We start from the raw sequence: 18,125 nt of genomic DNA, 5'->3' as shown, positions 1-18,125 counted from the left end.
GCATATGACAACTGATGCACAGGCTTCGACCGAACTCAAGCGGGTGGCCGCGCTGAGACAGGGCATCCGCACGGTGGCGGCCTATGCCTTCAAGATCAATCTGCTCGGCCTGAATGCCTTGTTGCTGGCCAAACGCTACGGGGCCAATGCGCGGGGCTTCGGGGTCATTTCCAGCGAGCTGCGCGATTTCAGCAAGGTGTTGCATGGCGAGATGGCTACGCTGGGAGAGTCCGGTGGTCATTTGATTGATCTGGAGTCGCAGCGTCTGAAAATGGCGCGCCAGGTGGCGCTGATCTCTCAAACCTGTGCGGCTCTGGCGCACTGCGGCCTGGAGGGGGCGCTGGCGCAGAAGCGCCAGATCGGCGAGCAGGTCGGGAAACGGGTCGAGCAGGAGCATGAGCAGATGCGCGAAAACATGGCCCGGGCCTATCAGGCCTGCCTTTATGGTTCGGTGCTGGCGCGTTCGGCCCAGATTGAGGCCGCTTATGCCGGCGCTCATGGCAATGCCCTTACCCTGGCTTCTCAGGAGTTCACCCACTACATCGACGATATTCTGGACAGCCTGGAGAGCCTGAAAAAGGCCATTGGAGAGCGGGGATGAAAAAAAGCACCAAGATCGCCGAAGTCGGCAATGTCTGCTGGTATGCCTTGTCGCGCGATCCGGACAAGCCTGATTGCCTGATTGATACCAATGAATACGTGGTGGCCACGCCCGGCGAAGCCTTGCTGACGGATCCGGGCGGCATGGAGATCTTTCCGGCGGTCTTTCGTGCGGTGAGCGAGGTGATTGATCCGGGCACCATCCGGCAGATCTTTGCCTCGCATCAGGATCCTGACGTGATTTCCTCTCTGGCCCTGTGGCTGGCCTTCAATCCGGAGATCCGCTGTCATGTCAGCGGCTTGTGGAAGAGTTTCATCCCGCATTTCGGTGGCACGGACAGCCACATTGCAGGCATCCCCGATGACGGGGGTGAGCTGCAGGTCGGTCAGCACACCCTGAATGCCATTCCAGCGCATTACCTGCATTCCTCCGGCAATTTTCATCTCTACGATGCCAATGCCCGCCTGCTGTTTTCCGGTGATATTGGCGCGGCCTTGCTGCCCAATCCCGGTGAAGATCTGTTTGTACGCGATTTTGACCGTCACATCCGCTTTGCCGAGGGGTTCCACAAGCGCTGGCTGGGATCCAATACCGCCAAACGTGTCTGGTGCGAGCGCGTGTCTGGCTTGCAGATCGATTTGCTCTGCCCGCAGCATGGCTCGATTTATCAGGGGGCGGATGTCATGCGCTTCATCAACTGGCTGGATGAGCTGAAAGTGGGGATCTGCTAGGGCGCTTTATTCAGCCGATATGAAAGCGCTGACTGTTCTGGCAGCGCATCTCGTAGGCCACACAAGGGTCGATCAGCGCGACCTGGCGGCGCCATTCCGCTTCGCTGGCCTGGCGACGGGCATTGAGGGTGTTGGCGATCAGTCCCTGCGGGTGGGTGTGCCAGGCGGTTGGTGGCTGAATGCGGTACTGGGCCACCCGGCCGGCGTCGTCCAGCACGACATGATGCAACAACAGGCCGCGGGCGGTATCCACCAGCGCCACGGCGCCGCCATGACAGGGGGCCCAGTCGACCGCCAGCCTGGCGCCATCCAGCCAGCGAGCCAGCTGGATCAGGCGGGCCAGCAAGCGGGCCCGGGTCAATTGTCCGGCATGCATCAGCGGTGCCAGCAGTTCGGCCTCGCGAGCCAGTGCGCCGACTTCGCAAGGCATGCCTTGCCACTCGGGGCTGCCGCTGTCGAACCAGGCCAGCGGCAGGGTGCTGAGCATGCGGGCATTGAGAATCGGCAGCAGCAGGCAACCCGCATCGGCTTCTTTCAGGCTGTTCAGCCAGCGCGCAACGGGTACCCGCGCCGAGGCCATCCATTGCTGCCAGCCATTCAGCCCCAGACCTAGCCAGGTTGCGGGCGCCATGCCGTATACCTGCTCCTCGGCCAGGGCCGCCATGGCAGGCAGGTTCTGTGCCAGACGCCATTGCTCCAGCAGCGCCGGGTCGGCCGGTGCGCCCTCGAAGGCCAGCGACCAGTCCAGCAAGACCTTGCGCAGGGTATCGCGTACCGCCTCCAGCGTCAGAGTGTCGAGCTCTTCCGGATCTGCCTCGCGCAAGTGACCGGCCGCGGCTGACAGCGCCAGTCGTGCGGCCAGGCCATGGGCCTGACTGCACAGGGAGAACAGAGAGGGGATCAGGGGGTAGATGCGGGCGGGTGGCAGCCCGATGAATAACTGTTCTGCCGCCATGCGTTGCCATTGCACACGAAAACCCTGTGTGGCGGTCAATTCGATGGTGATCACGTCCGGTTTCATGCAGCATCCTCTGATCGGGCAAACAGATTTGCTGCTGGTCTGCCTGTCAGCAGGGACCCAGCGCGTCGCTTCTAGACAATGACATTAAATCAATGGCTTGAATTATATCGACTCGCTGGCGTCGCTGCAGAACCGATCCGTCCTGTATTGCGCTGGATCAGAAAATCATTTCTGTCATGAGGCGGAGGGGATCAGGGGCGTCAGCAGTACTCTTTCGGTACGATTACCGTTCTGTACCATGACCGTCAGGCGCCAGCCGGCCAGTTCGATTGTGTCACCCTGGCGCGGAATCCGTGCCAGCCGGTCCATCAGCAGGCCGGCAACGGTATGAAAGTCGGCGTCATCGAAGTCGCCCAGCGTGAGATAGGGCTCCAGCATGACCAGCTCCAGATTGCCCTCGACGTCCAGGCTGCCATCCTCATTGACCACCAGGGCGGGGCGTTCATGCTGCTCGTACTCTTCGGGAAATTCGCCGGCAATGGCTTCCATCAGATCCTTGTGAGTGACGATGCCCTCCAGACTGCCGAATTCATTCACCACGAAGGCCAGCTCGGCGGCATGTTGCCGGAAGCTTTCCAGCGCCTTGAGCACCGGAACACTCTCCGGCAGTACCAGAGGCTGGCGCAGGACCGCTTCGATGTCCGGTTGCTGACCGTCCAGCAAGGGGGCCAACAGATCCTTGCGCGCCACGATCCCCAGCGGTTCATCGATGGCGCCGTCACGGATGACGACCAGTCGCGAGTGCGGACTGCTGCGCAATACACGGTGCTGTTGCTCGATCGTCTGGGAGAGGTCGATACGCTCGATGTCATTGCGTGGGGTGCAGATGGCGCGAATCGGCCGTTCTGCCAGCGTCAGCACGCTGCGGATCATGGCGCGTTCGTTCGGGGCAAAGGCCTCTTCTTCCGGCGGTTCGACACCATCACGGGTGGTGGAGACCAGGCGGTTGCCCATCAGCGACAGCACGGCTCTGGCCGTGCGCTCACGCAGTGACTGGCTGCGGTTGAGGTACTGAATACGGTTTTTCTGCGCAATCTGGTTAAAGGCTTCGATCAGGACCGAGAAGCCGATGGCGGCGTACAGATAGCCCTTCGGAATGTGGAAGCCGAAGCCGTCAGCCACCAGACTGAAACCGATCATCAGCAGGAAGCCCAGGCACAGCATGACCACCGTCGGGTGGGCATTGACGAAGGTGGTCAGTGGTTTGCTGGCCATCATCATCAGGATCATGGCAATGACGACGGCCATCATCATGACTGCCAGGTGGTCCGACATGCCGATGGCGGTCACCACCGAGTCGATGGAAAACACGGCGTCCAGGACCAGGATCTGCGCCACCACCGTGGCGAAGGCCGCATAGGCCCGCTGTCCCTGCGTGTGGACTTCAAACTCGCCCTCCAGCCGCTCATGCAGTTCGCTGGTGGCCTTGAAAAGCAGGAAGACCCCGCCGCACAGCATGATCAGGTCCCGGCCGGCAAACGGTTGGCCAAACAGGCTGAACAAGGGGGCGGTCAGGGAGGCCAGCCAGGAGACGCTGGCCAGCAGCACCAGTCGCATCACCAGGGCCAGCGACAGGCCGGTGAGACGGGCGCGGTCGCGTTGCTCGGGGGGCAGCTTGTCGGCCAGGATGGCCACGAAAATCAGATTGTCGATGCCCAGAACCACTTCGAGCACGATCAGGGTCAGCAAACCCAGCCAGGCGGCGGGGTCGGACAGCCAGGCGACGTCCATCATACGGGTAGGTCATCCTCACAGCATTAAAAGTGAAGACTAGCATAGTTCGCCCCGTTCACGAGTAGTTCGTGCTCATGGCCGGGCGGAAAAAACTGGGGGGATGCGGCCCGCAGACCAGGCTGGTCTGCGGGCCGGTTGGCTTAGTGCACGCTGGCCGGGTAGTTTTTGGCGACCCAGGCTTCGAAGCGGTGGCACATGGCTTCATCGCCATCGCGATTGTCGGCAATGAGCTCCGCGCCGTGCACCAGACGGATGCTGGCCTTCAGGTCATCCGGGTAAGCCGTCGGGTAGTCGCGGCTGGCGGCTTCGGCAATCAGTTTCTCGGCATTGGCCCAGGCTTCCTCGACGCTGCGGGTGCAGGCATCGGCCAGGTAGCGCGGGTTGAACGGTTCACCGGTCAGGCGGACCAGGGTGGCATTGTGGTTGATGCTGTTGCCCGGACCCCAGTAATGCTCGGCCAGTTTCGGCCCGATGGCCGGATTGTCGGCCAGGAAACCATACTCGCGCTTGAACCAGGCGCGGGTCTGGTAGACCGCCATATTGGCCAGCAGATAACCGTGATAGGCCGCAGCCGACTCCTGATTGAGCAGGTGAGGAATGGCCAGCAGCGGACGCGGGCTGACGCCGATGCCGAGAATGCGCTGTTCGGTCTGGCGTGCCAGTTCCAGGATGCTTCCGGCGCTCAGTTCGGTCTCCGGCATGGCATACAGGGCACGCTCGAAATAACCGACCACCGCCAGCATGCGTTCGTTGAAGGCGGCAAACGGTTGGGTGGCTTCGATCTTGGCTCGGATCAGCTGATCCGGAATCACCTCGCCGGCGCTGTTTTTGGCATAACGTTTCAGCCAGTCGGCATCGGACAGCATGCTGTCGCAGAACATGCTCTGGGTTTCGGCATAGGCCATCGAGGTCGGCGAGAACTCCTGCGAGAAGCAAGGCGAGTTCTGGGTGACATTGGCGAAATGCGCGGCATGTCCGCCCTCGTGGAACAGGGTATTGATGGCGCGGATACCGCTGCCCACCTGGTCGGGCTTGGCGTCGGCGGTGAAGTTGATCTGGCCGGCGACCCAGCGCTCACGGTCGAAATAGCTCGGAATCGGACCATGGCAGAAGCCATTCTGGTACTTGCCTTCCCGTTCGATCAGATCCAGTTGCATGGTGGCGCCACGGTACTGGATGCCCAGTCGGCGGAAGCTGATGATCCAGCGTTCCACGGCCTTGGAGAAGGGCAGATAGGGGTCCAGCTGGCGGGTCACGTCTCCGCTCATGTGGAAACGGATATTGTGGCCTTGCAGGGCTTCCTGCCCCTGACGACTGGCCAGTTGCGCCAGTGCCTTGTGATTGGCTTCGCGCGTGCGGGCCTCGAACTCGTCCAGGATGGCGAACAGGTCTTCCGGCGACATCTGTTCGTTCTTGTGCACCTTGTAGTCGAAATAGTCGCGATAGCCCAGAGCACGGGCCATCTGGTTGCGCTTCTTGACGATATCGATGAAGCCGTTGTCCAGCACCCAGCGTTCCAGGCCGAGCAAAGCGTCGTGCGAGCTCTTGCGGGCCCCTTCGTCGCGGTTGGTGCCGAGGTTGGTCATCAGCATGCTCAGGGTGGCATCTTCGCGCTGACCGTTGTCATTGATGTGCTGCATCTTGTAGTCACGGCGCTTGGCGAACAGGACCGACTCCAGTTCGATCAGTTCTGCCATCAGGGCACGCGCTTCGGCCGTTTCAATGATGTTGCTGCGAAACAGTGCCTGCCATCCCTTGAAGCCATGCAGCAGGGCATCCCGTTCAGCATCCTGCGGCATGGTCTGCAATTGCTGCAGCGCCTGCTCGACGGCAGCCAGTCGCTCGGGACTGGAGATGAAGTCCTTGAATGCCGCTTCGGCGCGGGCGAAACCGGCATGGTCGTCCGAGACGGCCATATAGGTGTCCCAGAAAAGATCTTCTTTGGTCTTGTGAACAGTCAGGTAATCCTGGTTCAGGGTATCAAAGGCGCTTCGCAGCGCCGCCAGCGTGGTCATGAGCGATATCTCCATGTGGGTTCGGGCTATTTTTCAAACATGCCCTATGAGCTTGGAATAGCGTGATATTACGTTTTTGCGTTTGCCCGCGAAAGATGCTCGTTTGATTTGAGACATAAAAAATCACTAAATCATGATATTGCAACATAAATGGCTGATTCATGATCAGGGTGGTTTATGCAGCATGCCTGCCTGTTCTGGTCGGTCAGGGCTGTCGTGGCCATCAATATTGCATAAGATGAAGAGATCGTCATCGTCCAGTCCTGATGAGGGAGGCACCCAGGGATGCCCGTTTCATGTTGAGTTCGCTGCGTATCGGTGTACGCCTGTCTCTGGCCTTTGCCTTGTTGCTGGCCCTGCTCGGCATGGTGGCCGCTGTCTCACTGTCCCGGCTCACTCGCCTGGCAGAGTCCACTCAGTCGCTGGTCGATGTGCAGGTACAAAAGCAATACCTGGCACAGGTGGCGGATCAGCACGCCCTGGTGGCCGCCAATCAATTGCTGCAATTGCTGCAGACCACCGACCGGGAGCGGCGCATTGGCCTGTATCAGCAGATGGATAGCGAGCTGGAAGCCGCCGATCTGGCGATTTCGCGGCTCGACAAGATCGTCAACGATGCGGCGAGTCATGCGCCAGAAGCCGAGCAGGCGCAACTGACCCGTATCAAGGTGCTGCGGCGCCAGTACAACGACCGCTTCTACCAGACCGTCAATCTGATTGAGCTTGAAGGGCCCGATCAGGCCAGACAGCAGTTTGACAGCGCCACCAGGCAGTCACTGAACGCACTGCTGGGTGAGACCGCGGCCCTGGCGGCGCGTCAGCAACAAAGGATGCGTCAAGAGCTGTGGCAGTTGCATCAGGCAGAGTCACTGGCGCGCAAACTGGTGGTTTCGCTGTCCCTCGGGGCCTTGCTGCTGGGCATGTGGCTGGCCTGGCGCATGGCACGCAGCCTGACCCGGCCGATCAACGAGGCGGTCGGGGTGGCCGAAGCCATTGCCCTGGGTGACCTGCACCGCGCCGTACCGGCGGGGGGGCGTGACGAAATTGGCAAGCTGTTGCGCGCCTTGCTGTCGATGCGTGACGCACTTTCCAGTCGTGAGGCCCGCATCTTGCGACTGGCCTATGAGGATGACCTGACCGGTTTGCCCAACCGGACGCGCTTTATCGAGCGTTTCCAGCGCTTGCCGGCAGACAGCCGGGGGGCCGTCCTGGTGTTCGACCTCAATCGTTTTGCCCTCATCAATCATGCCTTGGGGCAGCAGATCGGCGACCGACTGCTGCGCGAGATCGGCCTGCGACTATCTGCCTTGCTGGAGGAGGAGCAACTGCTGGTTCGGCTGTGGGCCGATCAGTTTGCGTTGTTGCTGCCCGATGGCGATCTGGCTGCGGCGCGCGCCATGGGTGAACAGATGGCGCTGCTGCTGCGTACCCCGCTGGTGCTGGAGGGGCAGCGGCTGGATGTCGAGGGGGCACTGGGCATTGCCCTGTACCCCGAGGATGGCCAGGATGCCTCGACGCTGTTGCGCCGCGCCGAACTGGCGGCACGGCGCGCCAAGGTGCGGCGGCAAAGCTGCCTGAGCTACAGCGAAGTGGGCGAGGAACCGGTGCATGCGCAGTTGTCCCTGATCGGCGAGATGCGCGATGCCTTGCACCGGGGAGAATTCGTGGTGTTTTATCAGCCCAAGTTCGATCTGCGTACCGGTCGCATGACGGCGGCCGAAGCCCTGTTGCGCTGGCAGCACCCACAACGCGGCATGGTCCCGCCCGGCCTGTTCATTCCTTTTGCCGAGCAAACCGGCTTCATTCGCGAGATCACGCCATGGCTGCTGGATCAGGTGCTGGCACAGGCCGCCGACTGGCATCGTGCCGGGCGGCAGATCGTGCCGGCGGTCAATCTGTCAACCCATGACCTGCTCAATCCGGCGCTGGCCGGGCTGGTGGCGTCGCTGTTGCAGCGGCATGGCCTGCCGCCGTCGGCCCTGTGTCTGGAGATCACCGAGAGTGCCTTGATGGAAGACCCGGCACAGGCGCTGGCGCTGCTTGATCAGCTCGCCAGCCTCGGTGTCAAGCTGTCAATCGATGATTACGGTTCCGGCCAGGCCTCGCTGGCCTATCTCAAGACTCTGCCGGTGCATGAGCTGAAAATCGACCGTGTGTTTGTCGATGCCATCGACGCGACACCGAAGAATGCCGCCATCGTGCGCTCGACCATTCTGCTCTGTCACGAACTGGGGCTGAGCGTGGTGGCCGAGGGCGCGGAAACCCCGCAAGAGCTGGCCTGGCTGCGCGAGAACGATTGTGATCTGGTGCAGGGTTATGTCCTGGCGCGTCCCATGCCATTGGAACAATTTCTCCTCTGGCAGCCTCCGGTTGTATGATGGCGCTGTTTTCAAGCAAAGGAATCATCGTGTCCAAGGTTTCGATCACCCCGCAAATCACTGTCAGCAACCAGGGTCCGTTCGTGCTGTTCGGCGGCGTCAACGTGCTGGAGTCGCGCGATCTGGCGCTCAAGTCTGCCGAAGCGTACGTGCGTGTGACGCAGAAGCTCGGCATTCCTTATGTCTTCAAGGGCAGCTTCGACAAGGCCAATCGCTCGTCGATCCACTCCTACCGTGGTCCGGGCATGGAAGAAGGGCTGAAGATCCTGCAGGCGGTGAAGGAGACCTTTGGCGTGCCGGTGATCACCGATGTGCATGAGCCGTGGCAATGTGAGCCGGTGGCGGAAGTGGCCGACGTGATCCAGTTGCCGGCATTCCTGGCCCGCCAGACCGATCTGGTGGTTGCCATGGCCAAGACCGGCCGGGTGATCAACATCAAGAAGCCGCAGTTCCTCAGCCCGTCGCAAATCGGCAATATCGTGGAGAAATTCATCGAGGCCGGTAATCCCCGGTTGATTCTGTGTGACCGTGGTACCTGCTTTGGCTACGACAATCTGGTGGTCGACATGCTGGGCTTCAGCGTGATGAAGCAGGTCAGCCAGAATCTGCCGGTGATTTTCGACGTCACCCATGCCCTGCAAAAGCGCGAATCGGGCGCCGCCGCCTCCGGTGGTCGTCGCGAACAGGTGGCCGAGCTGGCGCGTGCCGGTATGGCCGTGGGGCTGGCCGGTCTGTTCCTTGAGGCGCATCCGGATCCGGACCAGGCCAAGTGCGATGGCCCGAGTGCCTTGCCGCTCGATCAGCTCGAACCCTTCCTGGCGCAGATCAAGGCCATCGACGATCTGGTCAAGTCCTTCGCCCCGCTGAAGATCTGATTCGGCAGACGGTGCACTCCGCAATAAGCGGAATGCACCGTTCTGTCCCGCCGTGCATACTGACTGCGTCACCTTCCGGGTTCCAGGGATTGCACCATGTCAGTCGATACAGATGCCCGCCACTATGCGCTGATTGAGCGCGCCATCCGCTATTTGCACCAGCACCGGCTGGCGCAGCCCTCACTGTCCGATCTGGCTCAGGCGGTGCATATGAGTCCATACCACCTGCAGCGTTTGTTTGCCGAGTGGGCCGGGGTCTCGCCCAAGCGTTTTCTGCAGTCACTGACCAAGCAACACGCCCTGGCGCAGTTGGCCCGGGGCGCTGACGTGCTGCAGACCGCGCAGGCGGTTGGCCTGAGCAGCCCGAGCCGCTTGCACGAACTGGTGTTGCATTGTGAGGCGCTGACCCCGGGGGATATCCAGCGTGGCGGGCAGGGGCTGACCCTGGGCTGGGGCTGGGGGGCATCTCCCTTTGGGGCTGCCTTGCTGGCCTGGAGTGCGCACGGCCTGTGCCATCTGGCCTTTGCCGAAGCGCCCGCCGCGGTGTCCGAGGCGGTGCTGCAGGCGCGATGGCCGGCAGCCCGTCTGCAGCGCGACGACGCGCAGGCAGCCGACTGGCTGGGGCGCGTGTTTGCGCAAATCCCGCAGCGTGGCACGCTGCACCTGGTGCTGCGCGGGACCAACTTCCAGATCAAAGTATGGGAAGCGCTGCTGGCGCTCCCCCCCGGACAGGTGTTGTCCTATGGCCAACTGGCCGGGTGCATCGGGACACCGTCGGCCAGCCGGGCCGTAGGGAGTGCGCTGGCAGCCAACCAGATCGGTTATCTGATCCCTTGTCACCGCGTCATCCGTGCCAGCGGTGATGTCGGCCACTACCGCTGGGGCAGTGAGCGCAAGCAGGCCATACTGGCCTGGGAGGCGGCACAGTTTGCAGACTGAATGCAGCAACGGGGTCAGGTCTTTCATGCTGCATCAAGATGCAGCATGAAAGACCTGACCCCGTGGGGTATGTGGGGGATTACGGACGCTGGATGCGGAACCAGCTGGCGTAGAGTGCCGGGACGAATACCAGGGTCAGCGCGGTGGCGGCGATCAGCCCGCCCATGATGGCCATGGCCATCGGTCCCCAGAAGACGCTGCCGGCCAGCGGAATCATCGCCAGAATGGCCGCTGCCGCCGTGAGGATCACCGGGCGCGAGCGGCGGATGGTGGCGCCGACAATCGCTTGCCAGGCCGGGGTGCCGTGCTCGATGTCCTGGTCGATCTGATCCACCAGAATCACCGAGTTGCGCATGATCATGCCGCCCAGGGCAATCACCCCCAGCAGCGCCACAAAACCGAATGGTGCGTTGAAGATCAGCAGCGCCGGCACCACGCCGATCAGGCCGAGCGGGGCGGTCAGGAAGACCATCATCATGCGGGCAAAGCTCTGCAGCTGCACCATCAGGATCAGCAGCATGGCGAGGAACATCAGCGGGAAAATGGCAAACAGTGCCTTGTTGGCCTTGTTGCTTTCCTCGATCGCGCCGCCGGCCTCGATTCGATAGCCGGGCGGCAGTTTGCTGATCAGCGGTTGCAGCTGTGGCCAGATTTTCTCCGAGGCGTAAGGCGCTTGTACCCCGTCCGCCGCTTCGCTGCGCACCGTCAGGGCCATCTCGCGATTGCGGCGCCACAGCACCGGTTCCTCGAAGGCCGGCACCACCTGCGCCACCTGGGAAAGCGGGATGACCTGACCACTGCGTGTGGTCAGCCGAATGTCCTGCAGGTGTTCCAGTGCCCGGCGGTCATGGGCATCCCCGCGCAGCACGACATCGATCAAGTCCTCGCCGCGGCGGATCTGGCTGACGGGCGCCCCTTCCAGTGAGACTTGCAGCAAATTGGCGATATCCGCCTGGCTCAGGCCGAGCTGGCTGGCGCGCTGGCGGTCGATCTTCAGACGCTGAGTGCGCACCAGCTCGTTCCATTCCAGCTGCGTGTCGTACACCAGTGGGCTTTGCCGCACGATGTCCCGCACCTGGTAGGCAATGGCACGCACCTGGGCGGTATCCGGGCCGATGACGCGGAATTGCACCGGGAAGCCGACCGGCGGGCCGAACTCCAGCCGCAATACCCGGCTGCGCGCGTCAGCAAAGGCCGGGTCCTGGTTCAGTCGCTGCTGCAATCTGCGGCGCAGGGCCTCTCGCGCATGGATGTCTCGCGTCTGGATGACGAACTGGGCGTAACCCGGATCGGGCAGCTCGGGCGACAGGGACAGAAAGAATCGCGGCGAGCCGGCGCCGGTGTAGGCGGTGTAGTGCTCGACATCCTTGTCCTGTCTGAGGATCTGTTCCAGTTGCATCACGTCCCGCTGGGTGGCGGCGAAGGAGGCGCCCTCGCGCAGACGAAACTCCACCAGTAGCTCGGTACGGGAGGCGGTGGGGAAGAACTGCTGCTGCACCAGCCCCATGCCTGCCAGTGCAGTCACGAACAGCAGGCCGGTGCCGATCAGGACCGTACGGCGATGCGTCACGGCCCAGTCGACGATGCGCCTGGCCCGGCGATACAGCGGGGTATCGTAGGCATCGTGGTGGCCGCCGGCATGGGGTTTGGCGTTGGGCAGCAGCATCACGCCCAGATAGGGCGTGAAGATGACCGCCACCAGCCAGGAGGTGATCAGCGCCAGCCCGACAATCCAGAAGATACCGCCGGCGTATTCGCCGGCAATCGATCGGGCAAAGCCGACCGGCATGAAGCCGGCCACGGTGACCAGGGTACCGGTCAGCATGGGAAAGGCGGTCGAGGTGTAGGCGAAGGTGGCGGCTTTGAAGCGGTTCCAGCCTTGTTCCATTTTCACCACCATCATTTCCACAGCGATGATGGCGTCGTCCACCAGCAGGCCGAGCGCGATGATCAGGGCGCCGAGCGAGATGCGATCCAGCGGCCAGCCACACGCGGCCATCACCACGGCTACCAGGCTCAGCACCAGGGGCACCGAGGCGGCCACCACGATGCCGGTGCGCCAGCCGAGGAAGAAGAACGACACCGCCAGCACGATGGCCAGGGCCTCCAGGAAGGAACGCTCGAACTCCCAGACGGATTCTTCCACCACCTTGGGCTGGTCAGCGTATTGCTCGATGCTGACCCCTGCCGGCAGACCGGCACGGATCTGTTGCAACTGGGCATCCAGCGCCTTGCCGAGCTGCAGGATATTGCCGTTGCGGCTCATGGTGACCCCGATGGCGAGTACGGGCTGGCCATTGTGGCGGATGGTGAATGATGGCGGGTCGGCATAGCCACTGTGTACGCGGGCAACATCGCCCAGGCGCAACTGGCGAGCGCCGGCCTGAACCGGCAGTGCCGCCACCTCTGTCGCGCTGTGCAAGGGGGCATCGGGGCGCAGATAAATTCGGTCACTGCGGTTTTCCGCCAGGCCGGCCGGGGCGAGGCGCAAATGGCCATCCAGCGTGTCCATCAACTGCTGCGGCGACAGTCCGAGACCGGCCAGACGGCGGCTGGAGAAGTCGACATACACCTTTTCATCCTGACTGCCGAGAATGTCGACCTTGTTGACGCCGTCGACACGCTGCAGGGCGCGTTGAATGTCGGCTGCCTGCTCGTGCAGCTCGGCCGGGCTCAGGTCCGGGGCGCTCACGGCATACAGCACGCTGTAGACATCGGTGAATTCATCGTTGAAGAACGGGCCGCGCACGCCGGCCGGCAAGCTGTCGCGGATATCGCCGACCTTCTTGCGCGCCTGGTACCAGGCACGATCCAGGTCCTGGCTCGACGTGCCGCCTTTCATGTTGAGCGTGATGCCGCCAAAGCCCTGGCGGGCATAGCTGCGGATATAGTCGACGCCATCGATGCCCTGCAGTTGCCGTTCGATGCGGTTGAGCACCTCATCCTGCACCTCGCGGGCACTGGCGCCCGGCCAGGCTACCACCACGGTCATGACCGGTACATTGAAGATCGGGTCTTCCAGCCGCCCCAGGCGGGAAAAGGAGAACACCCCGGCCAGCAAGGTGATGATGAGCAGGAACAGCACCATCGGACGGTGGGTGACCGCCCAGGCAGACAGGTTGAACGATCTCATGACCCGCTCCCGGCCTGATCCAGTTGCAAGCCACTGCCACTGCGCTCGACGGGCCGGATGCGGCTGCGGGCGTCCAGTTTCTGTACCCCGGCGCTGACCACACGTTGTCCTGGCTGGAGCCCCTGTACGCGCACGGCTTCGCTGCCCCAGTTCAGCACCACCACCGGCTGACGCCGGATGGTCTGGCCATCCTCATTGACCAGCCAGACTGCCGGGCCATCATGGTTGTTCAGCAGCGCACCGGCCGGCAGCAGGACCGAGGTGCCGGGTTGTGGCCAGTGCAAGGTCAGTTCGGCGCTTTGCCCCAGCGTCCAGCCGGCACGACGCGCGGCATCGACACGGCTCAGGCGATAACTGGCCTCGAAGGTGCGCGCAGGCTGGCTGGCCTGAGGTGCCAGCGTCCGCAGTACCAGCTGAACCGGCCCGCCCTGGTCGCCCCACAGCGTGGCACTGGCTTGCGCCCGGGCGGCTTGTGCCGCCACGGTTTCCGGCAGATCGGCCACGATTTCCAGTTCCTCCGGCCGGGCGATGCTCAGCACCGGCTGGCCGGCGGCAATGACCTGGCCGGCTTCGACATGCTGAGCGGTGATGACGCCATCGTAGGGCGCGCGCAGCTGGGTGTAGTCCAGGTTGCGTTGCGCCAGGGCCAGCTGGCTTTCGGCCTGTTGGCGCTGAGCTTGCGTGGCGCTGGCGCGACTGCGCTGGCGCTCGGCATCGGCTGCTGCCACGGCGCCGGTGCCCTGCAGACGGGTAAAGCGTGCCTGGTCGGCCGCCGCCTGGCTGGCTTCCGCGCCAATGCTCTGCCATTGCGCGCGGGCAGCCGCCAGGCCCAGTCGGTAGTCCGCCGGGTCCAGTTCGGCCAGCACCTGACCTGCGTGTACACGCTGACCGGTCTCCACCAGCCGTCGCAGCACCGTACCACCGACCCGGAAGGCCAGATCACTGCGGGTGCGGGCCTGCAGGCTGGCTGCAAACACCTGGCTTTGCGTGCTGTTTGCGTCGCCGATGCGGCTGACCAGCACCGTTTGCGCTGGCGGCGCGGTGGTTTCATGGCGCCCGCAGGCACTCAGCAGGGTCAGCAGACCCAGAGCAAAATAACGGGACGTCATGATTGCGGGCTTCCTTTGCTTGGGGCGGTGGCCGGCCAGCCGCCACCCATGGCTTTGTAGAGCTGGATCAGGTCGAGTTTGGCCTGTACCAGACTGTCGGTTCGGGCCAGCTCGGCGGCCAGCCGGGCGCGTTCGGTATCCAGCCAGCCAGACTGATCGATCTGACCTTCGGCCAGCAAGGCATCGGCGCGATGGCGTGCGCTGTTCTGCGCTTCGCTGGCCTGGGTCAGGGCGTGCAGCCGGCGTGCCTCGTCCTGGCGCAGCGTCAGGCTGTTTTCCACGTCTTCCAGTGCGGCAAGGATCTGCCGCCGGTAGTCCAGCCAGGCAGTCTGTTCGCGTGCGGTCTGGGCATCGATGGCCGCCTGGATACGCCCGCCGCTGAAAATCGGCAGGGTAAAGGTCAGGCCGATCTGGCTGAAGCGCACTGGCACCTGGCTCACATTGTTGAGGGTCAGTGCTTCACGACCGAACAGGGCGTCAAGATAGAGTTTCGGCCACTGGTTGGCATAGGCCTGATCCAGCCGGGCGCCTTCAGCACGCAGCTTGTGCTCGGCGGCCATCAGATCGGGACGGCGGCGCAGCAGCTCTGCCGGCAGTCCCGGGGAGAGCGCGGGCAGGGTAGCGGTCAGGCCGGGGCCGGGCAGGGTGAGTTCGGGCAGGGGCTGACTGGGCGACTGACCCAGCAGGACGGCAAGATGGTTTTCGCAGGCCATTTGCAGACTGTGCAGCGCCGGCAGCTCGGCACGCTGGCTGTTCAGCGCCGCCGCCAGCTGGTCGCGCTGCAGGGGGCTTGCCAGCCCGGCATCCAGCCGCAATTGCAGCAGCGCCAGTTGTTGTTCCTGCCGCTGAATGATTTGTTGCAGCAGGCTTTGCCGCGCCAGGGCGCCTTGCCAGAGGAAGTACTGGCGCGCGACCTCTCCCTTGACCATCAACTGGGCCCCGCGCACACCCCAGTCGGCGGCCAGGGCATCATGCTGCGCCGCACTATACTGCTCGCGCAAGGCGCCGGACAGGTCGATTTCCCAGCGGGTGTCCAGGCCGGCAGTGCGATTGCGGGTGTCGGGCACCCCCTGTTTGACGGGGTCGGGCAGGCCGCTGCTGCTGTCGCTGGCACTGGCGGCCAGCGACAGAGAGGGCACGGTGGCGCCCAGGGCGGCACGCATGCCGGCGCGTGCTTCCTGTACCCGCTGCAGGGCGATGAGGATATCCGGGTTGGCCTGCTGGGCGTGCTCGATCAGCTGCAGCAGGCGTGGATCATCGAACTGTGCCCACCAGGCGGCTTCGCTTGCCGGGATGTGCTCGTCCGGGGGCGTCGCCTGACGGTAAGTCCCTTGCGGCGTGAGGTTGTGCAGATCACGTGCTGGCGGGGGCAGGGCACAGCTAGTGAGCAGCACGGGCAGCAAAACGGCCGACAAGCTGCCACAATAGGCGGAGTATTTGAGCTTGAACATCCTGCGATTCCGGTTTTACATGTAGAGTGGATAGTAGAAATTATTTACTGAACGGTCAAGTAAAGAAAATGGAAGCAAGTCAATCTGCCGGCAAGCGCGGTCGCCCGCGTGATCCGGAACGCATGCGCAAAGTGCTGGAGGCGGCGCAGGAACAGTTCAGACTGCACGGTTACGAGCGCACCAGCATGGAGGGGGTGGCGCATGCCTCCGGCGTGTCGAAAGTCACGATATATCGCTATTTTCCCAGCAAGGAGGCGCTCTTCGAGGCTGCAGTCAGCCTGCGGACCGACGCCGCCTTCGGTGTCGAGCGGCTGGACAGCGCCGACCCGCTGGCGCCGCGCCGGGTATTGATGCAGGTGGCGGAGGGTTTTTTGCAACTGATCCGCGCGGAAGACGTGGTTTGCCATCAGCGCATGATGATTGCCGCCGCAACCACCAATCCGGAAGCCTGCCAGGCGTTTTATCGCCAGGGCCCGGAGAAAGTGGTCTCTCATCTGGCCACTTATCTGCAGGCGTGCGCACGCGCGGGCAGCCTGCTGATCGAGGATCCGCTGCAGGCGGCCGATCAGTTTCTCAGTCTGTATCTTGGCAGCGGGCACTGCCGGCTGATGCTGGGCTTGCCGGGGCCGAGTGCCGGGGACGATGCCCGTCTGCTGCAGGCCAATGTGGATTTTTTTCTGCGTGCTTATGGCGCGCCAAAGGGTGAACAATGACAAAAAGCATCATTTCCGACATGGATGGCGTGATTTATCGCGGCAAGCAACTGATTCCCGGTGCACGCGAGTTTGTCACCCGGCTGGTGGAGGGCAAGACGCCCTTTCTGTTTCTCACCAACAATGCCGAGCAAACGCCGCTGGATCTGAAACTCAAGCTGGAAGGGCTGGGGATCAGCGGACTGACCGAAGACAACTTCATTACCAGCGCCATGGCCACCGCGATGTTTCTCAAGAGCCAGACGCGCAAGGCGCAGCCCACTGCCTATGTGGTCGGTGGCGGCGGTTTGATCAACGAGCTGTACAACGTCGGTTTTTCGATCTCCGAATCCCATCCGGATTATGTGGTGGTGGCCAAGTCGCAAACCTTCAGCTTCGAGCAGATCAAGAAGGCGGTGCGTTTTATCGATCAGGGGGCCAAGTTCATCGGTACCAATCCGGACATGATCGATCCGGTCGAAGGCGGTTACGAGCCGGCTGCCGGTACTTTGCTGGCAGCGATTTCCGCCGCGACCGGCAAGAAGCCCTATATTGTCGGCAAGCCGAATTCGCTGATGATGATGCTGGCGACGCGCAAGCTGGGTGTGCATCCGGAAGAGGCGGTGATGATCGGTGACCGCATGGATACCGATATCGTCGGCGGGCTGGAGGCCGGGATGTGGACGGCGCTGGTGCTGTCGGGGGTGTCGACCCGCGAGTCGGTCGAGCACTTCCCCTATCAGCCGGACTATATCTTCAATAGTGTGGCCGAGATTGATCCCTTGACACTCTGACCATGGCCGACAGGACAACGGGGCCGGCGCGGGAGATGCCCGCGCCGGCCCCGTTGCGTTCAGCCGTTTCAGCCGCGCAGGCGCTGGGTCACGGCGGCGACGCGGGCGCCATACTGACGGGCGGTCTCCAGGTCGCCTTGCGGCACTTCCTCGACGCTGGCGTCTGCCGGGCTTTGCACCAGCAGGCCGACCGAGCCGCCCAGATTGTTGACGTCATTGCGGGTTGCGGCCTTGGTATTGGACGGCGACAGGCCCAGGCTGACCCAGATGCCGCCATGCTGCGAGGCCAGGGTTTGCAGGGTGATCAGGGTGACTTGCTTGTCACCGTTCAGGCTGGCGCTGTTGGTGAAGCCGCCAAAAACCTTGTCCTGCCAGCCACGGGTGAACCAGACCTTGGAGGTGGCATCGGCGAACTTCTTGAACTGCCACGGCACGGTGCCCATGTAGGTCGGCGCACCGAAGATGATGGCATCGGCGGCAGCCAGTTGTTCCCAGGCGGCTTCCGGCACATTGCCTTCGCCATCGATGGCGATCAGGCTGGCTTGTGCGCCTTCGGCAACCGCTTCGGCAACACGGCGGGTATGGCCGTAGCCGGAAAAGTACACGACAACTTGCTTGCTCATGTTTGCTCCTTTTGGTTGGCCGCCGGGTA

At 63.0% G+C, this 18,125-nt stretch carries 14 protein-coding genes; 7 read left to right on the top strand and 7 right to left on the bottom strand.

The window, feature by feature from the left end; translation table 11 throughout:
* Nucleotides 1-4: 4 nt before the first annotated feature.
* Nucleotides 5-601: a hypothetical protein gene (locus tag AACH39_RS05765; protein ID WP_215781953.1), complete on the top strand. Its 597-nt coding sequence runs from the start codon at nt 5-7 to the stop codon at nt 599-601.
* On the top strand, nt 598-1,332 hold the full coding sequence (locus tag AACH39_RS05760; protein WP_215781954.1) for an MBL fold metallo-hydrolase: 735 nt from the start codon (nt 598-600) through the stop codon (nt 1,330-1,332). The genes AACH39_RS05765 and AACH39_RS05760 overlap by 4 nt, the downstream gene beginning before the upstream one ends.
* Before the next feature lie 10 nt (nt 1,333-1,342).
* On the opposite strand, the gene AACH39_RS05755 is transcribed toward AACH39_RS05760, so the two are convergent.
* From AACH39_RS05755 to AACH39_RS05745, 3 genes are all read right to left on the bottom strand, one after another.
* Nucleotides 1,343-2,353, bottom strand: a complete 1,011-nt coding sequence (locus tag AACH39_RS05755; RefSeq protein WP_215781955.1) for a hypothetical protein — start codon at nt 2,351-2,353, stop codon at nt 1,343-1,345.
* Nucleotides 2,354-2,527: 174 nt separating this feature from the next.
* Nucleotides 2,528-4,084 (bottom strand): TerC family protein, encoded by a 1,557-nt coding sequence (locus tag AACH39_RS05750; protein ID WP_338621271.1) that lies wholly within the window; start codon nt 4,082-4,084, stop codon nt 2,528-2,530.
* A 143-nt stretch (nt 4,085-4,227) separates the two neighbouring features.
* Entirely contained in the window at nt 4,228-6,117 is a 1,890-nt protein-coding gene (locus AACH39_RS05745; RefSeq protein WP_252346192.1) for a M3 family metallopeptidase, read from the bottom strand.
* 281 nt (nt 6,118-6,398) lie between these two features.
* On the opposite strand from AACH39_RS05745, the gene AACH39_RS05740 reads away from it, so the two are divergent.
* The 3 genes from AACH39_RS05740 to AACH39_RS05730 all read left to right on the top strand — a co-directional run bounded on the left by AACH39_RS05740 (nt 6,399) and on the right by AACH39_RS05730 (nt 10,294).
* Nucleotides 6,399-8,480 carry an EAL domain-containing protein gene (locus AACH39_RS05740; RefSeq protein ID WP_215781956.1) on the top strand — a complete coding sequence of 694 codons (2,082 nt, stop codon included), beginning with the start codon at nt 6,399-6,401 and terminating at the stop codon, nt 8,478-8,480.
* Nucleotides 8,480-9,355 (top strand): 3-deoxy-8-phosphooctulonate synthase, encoded by an 876-nt coding sequence (gene kdsA / locus AACH39_RS05735; protein WP_215781957.1) that lies wholly within the window; start codon nt 8,480-8,482, stop codon nt 9,353-9,355. Before AACH39_RS05740 ends, kdsA begins: the two co-directional genes overlap by 1 nt.
* Before the next feature lie 96 nt (nt 9,356-9,451).
* Nucleotides 9,452-10,294 carry a methylated-DNA--[protein]-cysteine S-methyltransferase gene (locus AACH39_RS05730; RefSeq protein ID WP_338621087.1) on the top strand — a complete coding sequence of 281 codons (843 nt, stop codon included), beginning with the start codon at nt 9,452-9,454 and terminating at the stop codon, nt 10,292-10,294.
* A gap of 79 nt (nt 10,295-10,373) precedes the next feature.
* On the opposite strand, the gene AACH39_RS05725 is transcribed toward AACH39_RS05730, so the two are convergent.
* Genes AACH39_RS05725 through AACH39_RS05715 form a run of 3 tightly spaced genes read right to left on the bottom strand, consistent with a single transcriptional unit; the run spans nt 10,374 to nt 15,987 of the window.
* Complete coding sequence (locus AACH39_RS05725) at nt 10,374-13,427, bottom strand: efflux RND transporter permease subunit (protein WP_338621086.1); 3,054 nt, start codon at nt 13,425-13,427, stop codon at nt 10,374-10,376.
* A complete protein-coding gene (locus tag AACH39_RS05720) occupies nt 13,424-14,536 on the bottom strand; it encodes an efflux RND transporter periplasmic adaptor subunit (RefSeq protein WP_215781960.1) in 1,113 nt (370 codons plus the stop codon). Before AACH39_RS05720 ends, AACH39_RS05725 begins: the two co-directional genes overlap by 4 nt.
* Nucleotides 14,533-15,987 carry a TolC family protein gene (locus AACH39_RS05715; protein ID WP_338621085.1) on the bottom strand — a complete coding sequence of 485 codons (1,455 nt, stop codon included), beginning with the start codon at nt 15,985-15,987 and terminating at the stop codon, nt 14,533-14,535. The genes AACH39_RS05720 and AACH39_RS05715 overlap by 4 nt, the downstream gene beginning before the upstream one ends.
* 68 nt (nt 15,988-16,055) lie before the next feature.
* On the opposite strand from AACH39_RS05715, the gene AACH39_RS05710 reads away from it, so the two are divergent.
* The gene (locus tag AACH39_RS05710; protein WP_215781963.1) at nt 16,056-16,700 is read left to right on the top strand and encodes a TetR/AcrR family transcriptional regulator; all 645 of its coding nucleotides are present in this window, start codon (nt 16,056-16,058) and stop codon (nt 16,698-16,700) included.
* Nucleotides 16,697-17,473: an HAD-IIA family hydrolase gene (locus AACH39_RS05705; RefSeq protein ID WP_215781964.1), complete on the top strand. Its 777-nt coding sequence runs from the start codon at nt 16,697-16,699 to the stop codon at nt 17,471-17,473. Before AACH39_RS05710 ends, AACH39_RS05705 begins: the two co-directional genes overlap by 4 nt.
* 68 nt (nt 17,474-17,541) lie before the next feature.
* On the opposite strand, the gene AACH39_RS05700 is transcribed toward AACH39_RS05705, so the two are convergent.
* The gene (locus AACH39_RS05700; protein ID WP_215781965.1) at nt 17,542-18,096 is read right to left on the bottom strand and encodes a flavodoxin family protein; all 555 of its coding nucleotides are present in this window, start codon (nt 18,094-18,096) and stop codon (nt 17,542-17,544) included.
* Between the last annotated feature and the right edge of the window lie 29 nt (nt 18,097-18,125).

The organism is Paludibacterium flexuosum (genome assembly GCF_037076605.1).
Taxonomy (GTDB): domain Bacteria; phylum Pseudomonadota; class Gammaproteobacteria; order Burkholderiales; family Chromobacteriaceae; genus Paludibacterium.
This window is presented reverse-complemented; position numbering and strand designations above follow the sequence as displayed.